This window comes from Bacillus sp. 1A, assembly GCF_052682215.1.
Map to the genome: position 1 here is coordinate 878229 of NZ_JBQYLZ010000001.1, position 15093 is coordinate 893321.

18 protein-coding genes and 1 pseudogene are annotated in these 15093 nt (G+C 33.0%); 7 read left to right on the forward strand and 12 right to left on the reverse strand.

The window, feature by feature from the left end; genetic code table 11:
* Window positions 1–49: 49 nt before the first annotated feature.
* From ACUN0F_RS04420 to ACUN0F_RS04440, 5 genes are all read right to left on the reverse strand, one after another.
* On the reverse strand, window positions 50–955 hold the full coding sequence (locus ACUN0F_RS04420) for an IS3 family transposase (protein WP_142287478.1): 906 nt from the start codon (window positions 953–955) through the stop codon (window positions 50–52).
* Complete coding sequence (locus tag ACUN0F_RS04425; protein WP_001074671.1) at window positions 925–1245, reverse strand: helix-turn-helix domain-containing protein; 321 nt, start codon at window positions 1243–1245, stop codon at window positions 925–927. Before ACUN0F_RS04425 ends, ACUN0F_RS04420 begins: the two co-directional genes overlap by 31 nt.
* A 462-nt stretch (window positions 1246–1707) precedes the next feature.
* Window positions 1708–1989 carry an ArsR/SmtB family transcription factor gene (locus ACUN0F_RS04430; RefSeq protein ID WP_044784718.1) on the reverse strand — a complete coding sequence of 94 codons (282 nt, stop codon included), beginning with the start codon at window positions 1987–1989 and terminating at the stop codon, window positions 1708–1710.
* Window positions 1990–2237: 248 nt separating this feature from the next.
* On the reverse strand, window positions 2238–3068 hold the full coding sequence (locus tag ACUN0F_RS04435; protein ID WP_131935112.1) for an ABC transporter permease: 831 nt from the start codon (window positions 3066–3068) through the stop codon (window positions 2238–2240).
* Complete coding sequence (locus ACUN0F_RS04440) at window positions 3061–4266, reverse strand: quaternary amine ABC transporter ATP-binding protein (RefSeq protein WP_327988129.1); 1206 nt, start codon at window positions 4264–4266, stop codon at window positions 3061–3063. Before ACUN0F_RS04440 ends, ACUN0F_RS04435 begins: the two co-directional genes overlap by 8 nt.
* Window positions 4267–4513: 247 nt before the next feature.
* Here ACUN0F_RS04440 and ACUN0F_RS04445 point away from each other — a divergent pair, with 247 nt between their 5' ends.
* Window positions 4514–5371, forward strand: a complete 858-nt coding sequence (locus ACUN0F_RS04445) for a glycine betaine ABC transporter substrate-binding protein (protein WP_131935114.1) — start codon at window positions 4514–4516, stop codon at window positions 5369–5371.
* 253 nt (window positions 5372–5624) lie between these two features.
* On the opposite strand, the gene ACUN0F_RS04450 is transcribed toward ACUN0F_RS04445, so the two are convergent.
* Window positions 5625–6134 carry a ClbS/DfsB family four-helix bundle protein gene (locus ACUN0F_RS04450; protein ID WP_063226548.1) on the reverse strand — a complete coding sequence of 170 codons (510 nt, stop codon included), beginning with the start codon at window positions 6132–6134 and terminating at the stop codon, window positions 5625–5627.
* A gap of 110 nt (window positions 6135–6244) precedes the next feature.
* Between ACUN0F_RS04450 and ACUN0F_RS04455 the strand changes: the two genes are divergently transcribed.
* The 4 genes from ACUN0F_RS04455 (at window position 6245) to ACUN0F_RS04470 (ending at window position 8459) form a co-directional block, all read left to right on the forward strand.
* Entirely contained in the window at window positions 6245–6403 is a 159-nt protein-coding gene (locus ACUN0F_RS04455; RefSeq protein ID WP_243707104.1) for an HTH domain-containing protein, read from the forward strand.
* Window positions 6397–6633: a hypothetical protein gene (locus tag ACUN0F_RS04460; RefSeq protein ID WP_243707102.1), complete on the forward strand. Its 237-nt coding sequence runs from the start codon at window positions 6397–6399 to the stop codon at window positions 6631–6633. The genes ACUN0F_RS04455 and ACUN0F_RS04460 overlap by 7 nt, the downstream gene beginning before the upstream one ends.
* Before the next feature lie 41 nt (window positions 6634–6674).
* Window positions 6675–7175: a WYL domain-containing protein gene (locus tag ACUN0F_RS04465; RefSeq protein WP_445540801.1), complete on the forward strand. Its 501-nt coding sequence runs from the start codon at window positions 6675–6677 to the stop codon at window positions 7173–7175.
* 127 nt (window positions 7176–7302) lie between these two features.
* Window positions 7303–8459, forward strand: a protein-coding gene (locus tag ACUN0F_RS04470) for an IS3 family transposase (protein ID WP_445539180.1) whose coding sequence is annotated in 2 segments (ribosomal slippage) — window positions 7303–7552 and window positions 7552–8459 — 1158 coding nt in all. Because the reading frame shifts where the segments join, the coding sequence is not laid out codon by codon here.
* Window positions 8460–8526: 67 nt separating this feature from the next.
* On the opposite strand, the gene ACUN0F_RS04475 is transcribed toward ACUN0F_RS04470, so the two are convergent.
* The 6 genes and pseudogenes from ACUN0F_RS04475 to ACUN0F_RS04500 all read right to left on the reverse strand — a co-directional run bounded on the left by ACUN0F_RS04475 (window position 8527) and on the right by ACUN0F_RS04500 (window position 11922).
* The gene (locus tag ACUN0F_RS04475; protein WP_327988950.1) at window positions 8527–8889 is read right to left on the reverse strand and encodes a DUF1093 domain-containing protein; all 363 of its coding nucleotides are present in this window, start codon (window positions 8887–8889) and stop codon (window positions 8527–8529) included.
* 85 nt (window positions 8890–8974) lie between these two features.
* On the reverse strand, window positions 8975–9448 hold the full coding sequence (locus ACUN0F_RS04480) for a YbaK/EbsC family protein (RefSeq protein ID WP_327988949.1): 474 nt from the start codon (window positions 9446–9448) through the stop codon (window positions 8975–8977).
* Window positions 9449–9527: 79 nt separating this feature from the next.
* A pseudogene (locus tag ACUN0F_RS04485) lies at window positions 9528–9827 on the reverse strand (DUF4046 domain-containing protein); the annotation flags it as partial.
* Between the two features lie 359 nt (window positions 9828–10186).
* Window positions 10187–10651: a RidA family protein gene (locus ACUN0F_RS04490; RefSeq protein ID WP_327988947.1), complete on the reverse strand. Its 465-nt coding sequence runs from the start codon at window positions 10649–10651 to the stop codon at window positions 10187–10189.
* Between the two features lie 18 nt (window positions 10652–10669).
* A complete protein-coding gene (locus ACUN0F_RS04495; protein ID WP_327988946.1) occupies window positions 10670–11446 on the reverse strand; it encodes a PhzF family phenazine biosynthesis protein in 777 nt (258 codons plus the stop codon).
* A gap of 56 nt (window positions 11447–11502) precedes the next feature.
* Window positions 11503–11922 carry an acyl-CoA thioesterase gene (locus tag ACUN0F_RS04500; RefSeq protein WP_327988944.1) on the reverse strand — a complete coding sequence of 140 codons (420 nt, stop codon included), beginning with the start codon at window positions 11920–11922 and terminating at the stop codon, window positions 11503–11505.
* Between the two features lie 366 nt (window positions 11923–12288).
* On the opposite strand from ACUN0F_RS04500, the gene pdxR reads away from it, so the two are divergent.
* Window positions 12289–13767 carry a MocR-like pyridoxine biosynthesis transcription factor PdxR gene (gene pdxR, locus ACUN0F_RS04505; RefSeq protein WP_327988943.1) on the forward strand — a complete coding sequence of 493 codons (1479 nt, stop codon included), beginning with the start codon at window positions 12289–12291 and terminating at the stop codon, window positions 13765–13767.
* Between the two features lie 633 nt (window positions 13768–14400).
* Window positions 14401–15048 carry a DJ-1/PfpI family protein gene (locus ACUN0F_RS04510; protein WP_327988942.1) on the forward strand — a complete coding sequence of 216 codons (648 nt, stop codon included), beginning with the start codon at window positions 14401–14403 and terminating at the stop codon, window positions 15046–15048.
* Window positions 15049–15093 lie beyond the last annotated feature (45 nt).

Consider the following 15093-nt stretch of genomic DNA (forward strand, 5'->3'; position numbering starts at 1 on the left):
AAGACCGGATATTGGTCTTATCCCTGTCAAGTAGACAGTATTAAAAAGACTAAGCAGCCATCGAGATTCGATATTCTATCGGAGCTCGATGGTTGAGTCGTTTTTGGAAACGTTTATAGTTATAAAAGTAAATATATTCTTCAACTGCTTGTATTAAATCCGCTTCTGTTTTAAAATGATTCAAATACAACATCTCCGATTTAAAATGGGAGAAAAATGACTCGATACAGGCATTATCATGGCAGTTTCCTTTGCGAGAGTGGCTGCCAATGATACCTAAATCGAAAAGTCGTTTATTGTAGGCATGAGATGTGTACTGGAACCCCTGATCTGAATGGAGAATGGTTCCACGCACATCTCTTTTTTGTGCCAACATTTCAATTGTATCTAATACAAGTTCATTATCATTACGCTTGGATATTTTCCAAGAAACAACTTCGTTATTATAAATATCTTGTACAACAGAAAGATAGCGGAAGCCCTCTTGAAATCGTAGGTAGGTAATGTCTGTAACAAGCGCTTCATTTTGTTGGCGATCTTTGAATTCACGGTTTAAAACATTTGGAAAAGTATTAGAATAATTCCCTTTAAAGAAGCGACGCTTCTTCCGAATAATAGACTGAATGTTAAGCTCACTCATTAATCGATATACCTTTTTATGATTTATAAAATAACCCTCTTCTTCTAAAGCAATTTTCATACGTGGATAACCATATTCTTTGTGCTTTAGGTGAATAGATTGAATTACCTTTTTTAATCGTTTATCGGATTCTAGTCGTATGTTGTTCATACTTTTTGTATGAACCCACTTATAGTAACTTGAACGATGTACACCCGCAAAATTAGTAAGCCATATAACGGGATATTTTCTCTTTAGTAATTCAATGATATGATATCGTTCTTTATATTTTAGTACGCCCCCATTTACAGATTTGGATACTGCTTTTTTAAATATTCAACCTGAGCCTTATAGTAATCACGCTCTTCTTCAACAGTTTTAAAATGAATCCGTTTGCCTTTTAAAGGGTTCGGTATGCCTTTCATTTTATTATTTTCCCCACGAGTATCTGTAATTTCACCACATTCTTTATATTTTTTTACCCAATTTTTAAGTTGTGTAGAGCTTCTAATCTGATATTTCTCCGCTATCATATCGTAGCTTCCTTCACCGTTTAAATAACTTTGAACAGCTGATAACTTTATCTCATTTGAGTATGTATTAAATGTTGTACCTTTTTTGGCCATGAAAAATCCCCTCCAAGTAATAGTGTAACATCCATGTGTATACATGGTCTTTTTCACACTGTCTACCTAAAGGGGATAATATCAATATTATATCCGGTCTTTTTTGTATTTGCTGTATGTTAAGATGATTTTTCTGTTAAATTATCACAATTATTACTGCGTATTTTAAATTTGAGGCTAAGGACTCAAATTTAAAAGAAAAAGAGAACCCAAATGGATTCTCTTTTTCTTGGCATATTTACAACATGGAGAATACTGAGACAACTCTTTCAAAACTTTATTAGGGGGAAAGTTTTAAAAAACGTCCTTATAACAATACTTACATAAATGTAATATATAGTAAATTGACAGAATTAAGATTTACTATTCTTAATTTTAAATAAATTTAATCCTCGCCATACTAATTTGGTTAGATATCCAGTACTTCATGAAACATTAATAGAAATTGAAATTACTCTTCGTCTATCTTGTATTCATTAATATATTAACAATTGGATGTATCTGTTCATGACATACCTGATATGTTTTCACTGTTCCTTGATTAATACTTCTCACAATACGAGCTCTTTTCAATTTTGCAAGGTGTTGAGAAGTAGTGGCTTGGGGAATTTTCAACATATGATATAGTTCGGTCACAGTACAACCACCTCTTCGTATCAGTTCCTGAAGTAATTGAAGTCGGACAGGGTGTGCAATATTTCTAAGTACATCCGCTTGTTCTTCATATATATGAAAATCATTCATTTTGGTTTATCCTCCATATTTTTTCTCTTTCCTTTTAAATGTCTCTGCATATTTTTTGAAATGTTGTTCTTTTTTTGCCATTAAAATATCCCTTCAAGTATAGTGTAACATTCCACATTAAGAATGTAGTCTTTTTACACTGTCTACTTAAAAGGGATAATACCAACTAATATTACCTTACTTGCACCAGCTTTAAGCAATAAATTTCTCACGGTTTCAAATGATAACTTTTAGTATGTACATTATAATTATTTTTTATGAAAACCTTGTGTAATTCGATCTAATATAATTGCAATTACTACAATAGCAAGGCCTGCTTCAAAGCCCATGCCTATATTAACTTGTGTAACCGATCGATAAACGTCTACGCCAAGACCTGGTGCACCGACAAGAGATGCAGTGACAACCATTGATAGAGAAAGCATAATACTCTGATTTACACCAGCCATGATTGTTCCAGTTGCAAGTGGAAGCTGTACTTTGAATAGTTTCTGTGACGATGTTGAACCAAAGGCATTAGCTGCTTCAATTAAATCTTCTGGTACTTGCCTAATCCCTAACTCAGTAAAGCGAATAGTGGGTGGCATTGCAAAAATAACAGATGCAATAATACCTGGTACTACTCCAACACCAAAGAATGTAATTGCCGGAATAAGATAAACGAATGCAGGCATTGTTTGCATAAAATCAAGAGTTGGTTTTAAAAATTTGGAAAACCTTTCGTTCTGAGATGCCAAAATCCCAATTGGTATACCGATAATGATAGAGATAATAACAGACGTCAAGACAAGCGCTAGTGTTTGCATGGTCTGTTCCCAATAGTTAATGTTAAGGATAAACAGAAATCCAATTAAAGAAAATACTATAAGTGAAATTTTACGGGAGGTGTACCAAACTAATAAGCATGTGATTGCAATAAAAATAATGGCTGGGATAAATATTAATAGATTTGTTAATAAATCAACAAATCCCCCGATAATAAAAGAAAATCCTTTGAACACCCCTTCGAAATGCTGATACAAACTTGTAACAAGTGTGTCAACCCATTCTCCTAAAGGAATACGTGGAATACTATTCATTATCATTCACCTCTTCCTCTACATTTCCTGCTAAAGCTTGAATAATGCTTTCACGCTTTATTATCCCTCGTAATCTATGTTTATCATCTATAACAGGAAGAGGTAACTTTGCCTTAACCATTTTTATATACATTTCTTCTAATAGAGTATCTAAATAAACAAGGGGAATGTCTGTTACTAATAAATCCGCTATTGGAACCTGTCTTTTAACAGCTTTACTAGCATCATCAGCAGTTAAGACACCTAAAAACTCATGTTTCTTATTCACTACATATACGCTAGAAACACTAGCATTTTTCATGATTTGGAGTGCAACACGTGGACCGCGATCAATCAATAAGGTTTCCGGTCTTTTCATAATGGATTCAGAGGTTAAAACTTTTCCTAAATTTACATCAGCAACAAATTGCTCTACAAATTCATTTGCAGGACTCACCATAATTTCTTCTGGTGTTCCAATTTGAACAATTTCTCCGTCTTTCATTAAAGCAATACGATCACCAATTCGGAGTGCTTCATCTAGATCGTGTGTAATAAAAATAATCGTTTTTTTCATTTTATCTTGCAGTTCTAATAATTCATTTTGCATTTCTTTTCGAATAATCGGATCTAACGCACTAAATGATTCATCCATCAGTAGGACATCTGGATTATTTGTTAGTGCTCTTGCGATACCAACACGCTGCTGCATACCACCGCTAAGTTGTTCCGGATAACTATCTTTATTGTTTTCTAGACCTACTAATTTTAGAGATTCTAACGCTTTTGTTTCTCGTTCTTCTTTTGATACTTTTTGTATTTCTAAACCATATGCAACATTTTGTAAAACCGTTCGATGAGGGAATAAGGCGAATTTTTGAAATACCATACTCATTTTGTTTCTTCTTACTTTTCGAAGAGATTCTTTTCCCATTGTTGCGATATCTTCACCATCAATATATATATGGCCAGAAGTCGGTTTGATTAACTGATTTAACATGCGAACAAGTGTAGATTTCCCACTACCGGATAATCCCATAATGACAAATATTTCACCAGCATAAACATCGAATTTTGCCTGGTTCACGCCAATATTCATACCAGTTTCTTTTAATATAGCAGCTTTGCTTTTTCCCTCTTCTAGTAAAGCGATTCCTTTAGAAGGATTTTTTCCAAATACTTTTGTAACGTTTTCAACACGTAATTTCGTTTCTTTCATTCTTTCACTCCTTTTCTTTGACTCTATACAAATACTGTAACAATTTCTAAACCAAATAGTACATTACAATAGTTCATCAAAGACTTTTTTTTATTTTTTTGTTAAGCTATTAATAGTTAGTTTATATTATTCATAGTTATAATTATAAAATATTTATTTATAAAAATAAAATATTTAGCTTTACTGAAATGATTTTCTGCGTTAGTTAAAGAAGAAATATCTAATCATAGAGACTAGGAGGAGCTTGATGAAGAAAAAAATATGGCTTCTGTGCATACTATTATTAATTAGTATAATTACTACTTCTTGTAGTGGCGTGAACAGTAATGCAAAAGGCAAAATCAAAATTGGTGTAACGAGTTGGAAAGAAAACATAGCTACCGCAAATATGTGGAAAGTATTACTTGAGCAAAAGGGCTATAAAGTTGAATTGTTATATTTGGAAAAGGCAGCTGTTTGGACCGGAGTAGCACGAGGAGATGTGGATGCCAACTTAGAGGTCTGGTTACCAATTACTGATAAGCCATTATATGAAAAATATAAGGATGATGTTGAAATAAAATCAGCGTGGTATAAAGGTACTGGTCTTGGTTTAGTTGTTCCTTCATACATGACAGATATCAATAGTATTGAGGATTTGAATATAAATAAGGATAAATTCAACAATAAAATCATTGGTATTGAACCTGGCAGCAGTTTAATGGGCTTAACAGATAAAGCGATAAACAAATATGGGATAGAGCTAAATCTTGTTCAATCTTCAGAAGCCGCTATGATGAGTGAATTAAAAAAAGCATATAATCAAAAGAAACCCATTGCAGTAACGTTATGGAATCCACATTGGGCTTTTTCAGAGTTTGATCTTAAATATTTAAAAGATCCTAAAAAGGTGTATGGAGAAAAAGATGATATTTATTACTCTGTTCGTAAAGGATTTGAAAAAGATTATCCAGAGCTTATAAAGTATTTTGATAACTGGAACATGACCGATGAGCAACTCGGAACGTTGATGACCATGATTAATGAATCGAATGACCCTGAACAGGCCGCTGAAAAATGGATAAAAAAGAATAAAAAATTAGTAGATACATGGATGAAAAAGTAATCATTTATGGGGTACGGCAACCATTCCTTCTTTTTGGAGCCACTCGTAAATAAAAAGAAAGAGAAGTGATGTTTTCATATAATCATTTCTCTTTCTTTTTATTAGCTTGATAGCGATGAGGTTCCTTCAACAAAGCGCGAATTTCGTACACTAAGAAAATTCAAATAAATAAAGTCCATTTCTTTTAGTGTATAAGAAATGGACTTTATTGTCTTTTGTCTAACTTTCTGGATACTTACTTTTCTTAAATTTCTTATAAAACTATTTTTTTCCATTTGCGAATTTTAGTTCTGAAATTCGTAAATGGAGCAACTGTATTGATATGCACCCATTTCCAAACAGGCCACATTGCTTTTGTTGTGGCCCATTTTCTTTGTTCTGATTGGAATAATTCTTTTTCAGAAAGATCATTTATCCAATCGACTAACTTTCGAACTAACTTTGTCAATTCTTCCTCCTGCTGTTTTAAGGTTAAAACACCGTACTGCTCATAAAAAGATTGATAAAGTCTACCTAAGTTATTCCATTTGTAGTCTGGAGTGGGCGTTTGTACGTCAAGTCCACATTGTTCGTCTTTTTCCCACGATAACAACAAGTTGATCCACCCCAATTGATAAGAAAGTATTTCAGAAGGAGATTTATCCACTTCAGAGATATGTTTATCTCTCAACTCTTCAGGAATCACCTTAAATTCTTCAATAAATTTCTTATAGGCTTTATCGATTGATTCAATTAATTCTTCAGCATTAGAGTACTGTTTCATAATTCTTTCACACCTTTATTTTTGATACCTTCAGTATATGATAGAATGGTATCAAAACATGATACCATTAGGAACTTTTTATGAAAAAAGACGAGCGACTCATTCAAGAAATGATCTATATCAATTCAAAAAAGAATTTTAACCTTAACGACTTGATTGGAGAATTCGATATTTCTAGAAGTACCGCCTTACGAGACATTTCTTCCCTAGAAGAACTAGGTGTTCCTCTTTATTCTGAAAGGGAAGTCATGGTGGATATCACGTGTTAGAAAATCAACTTCTACCACCAATTTATTTTAGTAATAATGAATTACATTCTATATTCTTTTCGCTACAACTATTAAAAACATTGCTAAAAACTCCATTTGATAAAGACTACAAAGAAATTAAAGAAAAACTATTAGCTATACTGCCAAAGAAGCAAAAAGAAATGGTTCAACAGGCGGATCAAGTCATCCAATTTGTAGGAACAAATCAAAAAAAGAATCTCCTTTTTTAGGAGAACTTTTCTCTGCAATACTCAATAAAAAGGTAATAGAAATCAGTTATTATCGCTATGGCAACAATCAAAGAGTCATTCAACCCCTAAGATTATTAATCACGGATGGAAATTGGTATTACTTTAGTTGGGATTTAGACAAAAATGAATTTCGAAATTTTCGTTGTGACTATATTCAATCCGTAAAGTATAAAGATAAAGAAAGCATTCCTTTTACTGAAGAGACAATTAGTTCTTTATTTAGAAAACAATTCAATACACAACGCCCTTTTTCTTTTAAAGTCAAAGTTAGTGATAAAGGGGTCGAACAGTTCTATAAACGCATTTACGATAACATATCTCTTCAAGAAGAAGAACAAAATAAATACATTATTGGGACTTTTGGAGAAAAGGAGATAGATTTTCTAGTTCAGTATTTTTTGTCTTTCGGTAAAGAAATTAAAATCATTTCTCCAGAAATGCTACGCTCCAAATATAAGGAATATTTAAAAGATATATTGGCGGATTGTTATAAGATAGAAAGAAGAGCACATACAAAATAGTAGGTCAAACTCGTACAAAATAAAATAACATTCCTTATTTTGAAGTGAACCCGAATAGTAGTACATGAAAAAAACACCTCCTGAATTCGCATACTAAGTATGCAAATTCAACAGAGGTGTTTTTGGTTTGAAAACAAGAGTTCATTACCCAGAAGAAATAAAGTGGAAAGTGATTGAAATGAAAAAGGATGGATATTCCAATCGGACAATCATGGAGAAGCTTGGAATTAAAAATGTTTCCCAAATTAAGACATGGATGAAATGGTATCGTACCAATCAAACGTATCGTTTTCAACAACCTGTAGGAAAACAATATTCTTATGGGAAAGGGCCAAAAGAGTTAAATGAATTGGAACAGCTACGGTTAGAAAATAAACAATTAAAAACAAAATTACTTATATGGGGAAAGTATCTGGAAATCGAAAGGAGTTGAACCCGGAAACTGTAGTTACTTTATGGAACAATTTAAAAGCAAAAATAACAGTAAAAGAATTGTGTACTGTATTAGAATTACCTCGTTCCACATTTTATCGCTGGTTACAACGAACAGAGGACCTGAGAGATGAGATGGAAGAGAAAATAAAGGACGTTTGTCTTCGGCATAAATTACGGTATGGATATCGAAGAGTAACGGCTACTCTTCGAAAAATGGGGCTGTGTGTCAATCATAAAAAAGTATTACGAATCATGAGACAAAATCACATTCTCTCAAAAGTACGTCGAAAGAAAAAGAGATATATCAATGGCGCGGAACCAGTGGTGACCCCTCATCGATTGGAACGCCAATTCAATGCATCCGCACCAAATCAAAAGTGGTTTACGGATGTGACGTATCTATTATTTGGAGAGCGTACCTTGTATTTATCAACGATTATGGATGCCTTTAATCGTGAAATTATTAGTTATGTCATCAGCGAGTCCCAAGCACTGCCATTAGCGATGAAGACGTTAAAACAAGCAATGAGAGGGCGGAAAATAAAAGATGTCCTTCTTCACTCAGATCAAGGAAGTATTTATACGGCGAAGGAATTTCAAGCATATGCCAAACAAAACGGCATCATCACCAGCATGTCCCGAAAAGGAAATTGCCATGATAATGCCGTCATGGAAAGCTTCTTTGGTCATTTAAAAAGTGAAGCCTTCTATTCACAAGAGATAACAAAAGTATCCAACACAACTGTGCGAAAGATTGTGCTAGAATACATTCATTACTACAATTGTGTGCGAATTCAAGAAAAATTAAACCACCTATCCCCTAAAGAATTTAGGGAACAAGTGGTTTAGGTGTTTTGATAGGTGTCCCGTTTTCGGGGTTCATTTCAATATAGAAGGTAGTTTTTTATCGAGGTTATTACTTCTCATTTAATTTCTTTAATATATTTTCTGGAATCTCTTCTTTTTTAATAACTGAAATATCATGCATTCTTGTATCACTTCCCCTTTTCGCAGCTTTAATATATGTGCCAATAGGAAATTTGTTATCTGATCCAAAACCTAAGTCTATTTTATTTAAATTTTCATCATATCCAATTAAATCATATGAATAATGAATTACATCTTTAGGGGCCTTAGGGTCTTTTTTAGCTTCTTCTTTCACTACACCATATACATCTATCGCACTTACAAACGGACTATAACGATCCCATTGCTCGCAGCCAGCCAATCCAATACTGAATAGCATAGCTAACATTATTATAAAAAATCTTTTTTTCATTCTTATTCAATCCCTCTGTAATTTATAGTTCTATAAAAATAGCGTACAGACGTACATATATGGATTGTTCTCCTAAGATTGCTTCTTAGTTTGCATATCCCTTACAGGCATCAATCCACTTTAAATATTTTGAGTATCGTTCTAGTTCTTCTATTGTTAATTCAATAGCACTATTTCCACTTCCACAAGCAGGAAAAACAGTTATAAATCTTTGTAGTGATACATCCAAATACACTTCTACATCTTTATTTACAGCAAACGGGCAAACACCACCTATTGCGTGTCCAATTAACTCTTCTACTTTGTTTGCATCAATCATCTTAGCTTTAACACCAAACTGTTCCTTGTATTTACGATTATCAATTTTAGCATCACCAGCAGTTACTATTACTAAAACACGATCTTCTATTTGAAAAGACAAAGTCTTTGCGATTCTTTGAGGTTCACATTGTAACGCTTTTGCTGCTAATTCAACTGTTGCACTAGATTCTGTTACCTCTATAATTCTATCTTCCATACCATATTGTTTAAAATAGGAAATGACTTTTTCTAACGACATTTTACGGACCTTCCTTTCCCTTTCGGATTATCATGTTAATGTAACTTTTATAAATATATTAAGCTTTATTTATATATCCTCTAAATGAATGTTTTACATATCTGTTTGGATATAAATCATTAATCATTGCATACGGACTATTTTCATATTAATGTTTCAATACGCCACGTAATCGATACTTTGCAATTAATGCGTTATTCCAATTCTGTTTGATCTTTTCTTCGTTCCAATTTAAAATGTTTGTTACTAAATACCTTGTTACTCTTTTAGCCATTTCATTATTTTTATCTAATTTCCATGTGTTTGGCGGGAATCTATTTCTTTTTCCATCTAATATCTCCTGATAAATTTCCTCTATAGTAATTGCTTTGATCTGCATTTCACAAGTTGCATCCCTTTCCTAAATTTAAATAAAGAAAATTCAGACTTTGTAATGTAAGTTAATACTATTGCTTTGTTCTTCTAATGAAAAACTTCAATAAAGTTTTACATGAAAATACAGGTTGGTATTTATAAAATGATTCATATTGCCACTGATCATTTTTGGAAAGTTTAAGAGTTTTACATTTGTTTTGATTATCAATTAAATTATTCTTTTTATTCATATATTTTTCTCCGTCTAATGTAAGTATTATAATTGAAAGCTAAATTATAATACTTGCTGAATATCCTTATCAGCTAGCATGTGATTTTAGTATTTATTATTATTTTTAAGGGGAAATTTCATTTGTAATTCGCTTATTGGGCCTGAATTTCAAAGATAGAATCAATTTCCACTGTGATATTCATGGGTAACTGATTCACTCCAATTGCCGTCCGTGCATGTTGACCTTCCACTCCAAAGATATCATGTAATAATTTTGAAGCAGCATTAATAACAATATGTTGTTGATTGAATTCAATTTCACAATTCACAAAGGCTTGTAGTTTCACTACATTTACAATACGGTCTAAATCACCAATATACTCTTTGACTGCTGCCAGTGTATTAATAATGCAAATTCTTGCTGCTTCTTGTGCTTCTTCTAAGGTTCTTTCTCCACCAACTTTTCCGGTATAAGCGGGTGTACCATCTATAAATGGAGCCTGTCCTGAAACAAAAAGAGAATTTCCTAATTGTTTGACAGGTACGTACAATGCTTTAGCAGGCGAAGTCTTAGGTAATATAATACCTAGTTCTTCCATTCTTTGTTCTATTTTCATTTTCTAGCTTCCTTTTTATTAAATTTGAATCTCACCAATGGCATATACAACTGCTGTTCCAGCAATCTTTACCCTGTCTCCCTCATGTTTACAATATAGTGTTCCGCCTCGGTCAGACAGCTGCCTTGCAACCATTTCATCTTTACCAAGACGTTGTGCCCAAAATGGGATGAAACTACAATGCGCTGAACCGCAAACTGGATCTTCATTTACATTTAGTTTTGGAAAAAAAACTCTGGAAACAAAATCATATTTAGCACTTCTAGCAGTAACTGATACGGCTAATCCTTCTGTTAACTCCTTCATTTTCGCAAAATCAGGAGTTAGATTTTGAACATCCTCTTCCTTTTCTAATACAAAGATCAAATCTCTACCTAAGTAGCTTTCAATGGGGTTTATACCAATGGCTTTAACCATCTCATCTGTTAATGCAATTTTTTCAGGCATTCTGCTTGGGAAATCCATCTCATAAAGATTACCTTTTTTGGATACAACAAGTTTTCCGCTCTTTGTTAGAAATATTATTTCCTCAATACCTTTTTCATAATAATTTGCAATAACGTATGCCGCGGCTAAAGTTGCATGGCCACAAAGATCAATTTCTCCTCCAGGAGTAAACCATCTTAGTTGATATCCCTCCCCTTCTTTTACAGCATAAGCTGTTTCAGACAGATTATTTTCTATCGCAATTTTTTGCATCCTCTCATCTGAAATCCACTCTTCCATGATACAAATTGCTGCAGGGTTTCCTTCAAATACGTTTTCTGCAAATGCGTCTACTACATAATATTTCATTGCATATACCTCCATAGTGTCCCATTGTGTATTAAGATCAAATGATTATGATGTTTTTATCTCAGCATCGGAACACCTTTAGGCGCCTCAGTATGTTCCGAAAGTACGTTCCTTATTTCTTGAGATAAAGGAATTGATTTTTGTGTATGAAAATTAAAATGAACTAAAATAACTTTTCCTCTTGCAATCCAATTTTGATTTTCATCTTGTATAACATGTTCAACTTGAAAACTTGCATTACCTATTTTGCTAATCCATGTAGAAACAACTAGTTTTTGACCATAAACCACCTCACGAATAAAGTCACATTGAGTTGAAGCAACAATTAAATTCCAGGATTCTATCTTTAGACTCGGGTTAAAAATTTTAAAGAGGTCATTTCTTGCTTCTTCAAAATACGTAAAATACTTTGAGTTGTTTACATGTCCTAAAGAATCACATTCACTAAAACGTACAATAGTATCGTGTTTAAACATAATATCTCTCCTTTTAAGCGTGATAATGTTGCAATCCCTGACTACCTAAAAAATTATTTAATCAAAATTAAATATTTGCATGAATCTTAAAAATCACGTATATTGCCTCTATACTATAAGTCTCGTTTAATTCACATTACTTAATGGGTTATAAATATAAAACGCTTTTGTGCGAAATGATTCAATTATCATCACATATAGGTATCATTTTAAGTAAAGACGTTTAACCTAATACTTATTAATTGAGCTATTACCTCCTTTCGCATTTTAAATTTTATTTTAAAAATCCCTTGAACTACTTGTATGTTATATCGAAACCCTATATAACACGCAACCACCTTCTATAACACTGAAAGGAGATTTAATATGCATTTTGAAATTCAACGTAATAGTGAAATTTCGCTTTCCAAACAAATATATCTATCTATTGTCGATCAAATACGTTCTGGCTTTCTACAAGAAGGAACACAATTACCTTCTATACGCACACTTACAAAACAATTGAAGGTGAGTCTAGTGACAGTAGCAAAAGCATATAAGAAACTCGAGGAAGATGGATTCGTTACTTCTATTCAAGGGAAAGGGTCCTTTGTTAATCCGGAAAGAAAAGAAGTTGTTAATCGACAACCAAAAGTTTCACCTTATAATTGGCAGCTCTCAATTCAGGATTACTTACCTAGATCTCAATTTTCTCGTTTTCATCAAGTTCCAGAAATGATTCAATTATCATCTTCAATGATTGATCCCAGGTTATTTCCTAACCGCTTTTTAGAACAAGAAGTTCAAAAAATATTTGTTCATAATCCAAGGATTTTATCCCAGTATGCAGAAGTTCAAGGAGATCTTGAACTAAGACATGAAATGGCTGCATATTTAAAAAGAACTGATATTACTACGGATCCAGATAATATATTAGTTACAAATGGCTCTCAGCAAGGAATCGGTCTAATTGCTCGTACATTTATCGGGCCTGATGATGTGGTTATTATGGAGGCTCCTACTTATCCAGGAGCAATCGATGTTTTTCGCGGGAGAGGTGCTACAGTCCTTACCGTTCCAATCGATAAAGATGGCATGAGGATAGATATTCTTCAGAGTTTATGCGATAAATATAAACCAAAGGTTATATATACAGTCCCTACTTTTCATAATCCAACAGGTGTTATCACAACTGCTAAAAGACGTAGACAGATTCTTGATATAGCCCAAAGTAGCAATAGCATAATTATAGAAGATGATCCATGGAATGAAATTTACTTTAGTAAAAAACCACCGGTTCCTATCAAAAGCTTAGATGATTCCGGGCATGTTATTTATTTAAAAGGTTTAAGTAAAACATTTGCACCTGGTTGTAGAATTGGAGTTTTAGTTGCTTCTGGTTCCATATTTAATCGATTGTTAGCAGCAAAAGCTAACGCAGATTTGGGTAGTCCTTTACTCACTCAGAAGATGATATTACCGTTTATTAAATCAGAGAAATCAATGGAGCATATAAAAAAGTTACGAACTGCTTTGAAATTACGAAGAGATCTAGTTTTATATTTATTATCAAAGTATGCTCCTTCTGAAGTTTCATGGTACACTCCTGAAGGAGGATTAAATCTTTGGATTAGTCTTCCTGATTGGGTAGATACAAATTCTATTCTTTTAGAAGCACAAAAGAAAAAAGTGACATTTTTGCCTGGTTCAGCTTGTTACCCTGTAGAATTAGAAAATCATCATATGAGATTAAGTTTTTCTTATATGAGTGAACAAGAATTAAAAGAGGGTGTTAAAGTTTTATGTCATATATTCCATTCGGTTATTTCATCGAAGACAGCTCATGACAATTCACCATTCTTTTAATTACAGTATGGTGCCAAATGATTAGTAGTTCAAAAAATCTATTCAATCTTATAAATATAACAATAGGACTGCCTCATTTAAAAACATATAACCTTATCAAAAAAGAACTTGTAGCTAGACTACAAGTTCTTTTTTGATAGTAATAAGATTAATGGTTAGATGTTAAATAATTTAAACTGAAAAATCAAGATTTTATACATATGTTGGTTGGTATAACTAATAGAAAAGTTTAGCGATAATTAAATAGACAGTTTTGTATTAAGACAAAATCCATTTAGATACTTGTATGCTACATTGGAACCATATATAACACTCCCCCCCATTTATAACACTGAAAGGAAATTCAAAATGTATATAATGATGCTACTCATAAAACCCATACATCACGGATAATTACATCTATAAATTCAGGTTTTTAGATTCTAAACTCTCTCTTTTTATTTACTTTTCCGCCGTATATTACAGAATTTTTATGATATTAAAATCCAGGTGTTATAAGCAACTATTGACTGTTATATATACATACCTATTATCATATTCCGTGTAACTGGAGGATTGTTCATTAATCTGTATATAGCACTTTCATCAGACCGAACTGTTCGGTCTGAAATAATTATAGGATGTGTATAAAATATGAAATTTCAAGTTGTTTTATTTGATGGGTTTGATTTAATGGATGCACTTGCTCCTTATGATGTCTTTCACGTTGCAGCAGCTCTATCTCCAGAAGAAGTAACAGTGGAGTTAGTAACTGTCGAAGGGAAAAGATTAGTTAAAAGTGGAGTAAATGGCGTAAGAATCGAAGCCACAGGCATACTCGATCCAACCGCTGAAGGTGTAATTTTAATTCCAGGTAGTGCTGGCGATTCCTACGATGATGGACCAAATTCAGTTGTAAATAGGTTAAAAAAAGCTTCTGAGACGGAGTTGAAAACCTTGCTACACCAAGCAGCACACAACCCTAATATTACTTTAAATACAGTATGCGTAGGTGCTAACCTTTTAGGCATGATTGGACTACTAAATGGTCGATATGCTAGTACACATTTTATGGGGATGGGTGCTTTACCTAAAATGGGAGCTACACCAGTGCATGCTCGTATCGTAGATGATGGAGATTTAGTATCTAGCGGTGGTGTTACTTCAGGGATAGATCTTGCTATTTATACAATTGGACAAAAACTAGGACCAAAAATTGCACACGCTGTCGAGAAAATGATTGAATTTGAACGTAGAGGTACCGTTTGGACAAATAAAGGTAAAGAACCTATGGCTTTTTAAATAAAAGTTTTTACATTAGAGGTATCACCAATATTTTAGAGTAAA

Bases quoted from the DNA above. Each gene is read 5' to 3' on its own strand.
- ACUN0F_RS04425 (WP_001074671.1), bottom strand. From the start codon at position 1,245: ATGGCCAAAAAAGGTACAACATTTAATACATACTCAAATGAGATAAAG.
- ACUN0F_RS04430 (WP_044784718.1), bottom strand. From the start codon at position 1,989: ATGAATGATTTTCATATATATGAAGAACAAGCGGATGTACTTAGAAAT.
- ACUN0F_RS04435 (WP_131935112.1), bottom strand. From the start codon at position 3,068: ATGAATAGTATTCCACGTATTCCTTTAGGAGAATGGGTTGACACACTT.
- ACUN0F_RS04440 (WP_327988129.1), bottom strand. From the start codon at position 4,266: ATGAAAGAAACGAAATTACGTGTTGAAAACGTTACAAAAGTATTTGGA.
- ACUN0F_RS04445 (WP_131935114.1), top strand. From the start codon at position 4,514: ATGAAGAAAAAAATATGGCTTCTGTGCATACTATTATTAATTAGTATA.
- ACUN0F_RS04450 (WP_063226548.1), bottom strand. From the start codon at position 6,134: ATGAAACAGTACTCTAATGCTGAAGAATTAATTGAATCAATCGATAAA.
- ACUN0F_RS04455 (WP_243707104.1), top strand. From the start codon at position 6,245: ATGATCTATATCAATTCAAAAAAGAATTTTAACCTTAACGACTTGATT.
- ACUN0F_RS04475 (WP_327988950.1), bottom strand. From the start codon at position 8,889: ATGAAAAAAAGATTTTTTATAATAATGTTAGCTATGCTATTCAGTATT.
- ACUN0F_RS04480 (WP_327988949.1), bottom strand. From the start codon at position 9,448: ATGTCGTTAGAAAAAGTCATTTCCTATTTTAAACAATATGGTATGGAA.
- ACUN0F_RS04490 (WP_327988947.1), bottom strand. From the start codon at position 10,651: ATGAAAATAGAACAAAGAATGGAAGAACTAGGTATTATATTACCTAAG.
- ACUN0F_RS04495 (WP_327988946.1), bottom strand. From the start codon at position 11,446: ATGAAATATTATGTAGTAGACGCATTTGCAGAAAACGTATTTGAAGGA.
- ACUN0F_RS04500 (WP_327988944.1), bottom strand. From the start codon at position 11,922: ATGTTTAAACACGATACTATTGTACGTTTTAGTGAATGTGATTCTTTA.
- pdxR (WP_327988943.1), top strand. From the start codon at position 12,289: ATGCATTTTGAAATTCAACGTAATAGTGAAATTTCGCTTTCCAAACAA.
- ACUN0F_RS04510 (WP_327988942.1), top strand. From the start codon at position 14,401: ATGAAATTTCAAGTTGTTTTATTTGATGGGTTTGATTTAATGGATGCA.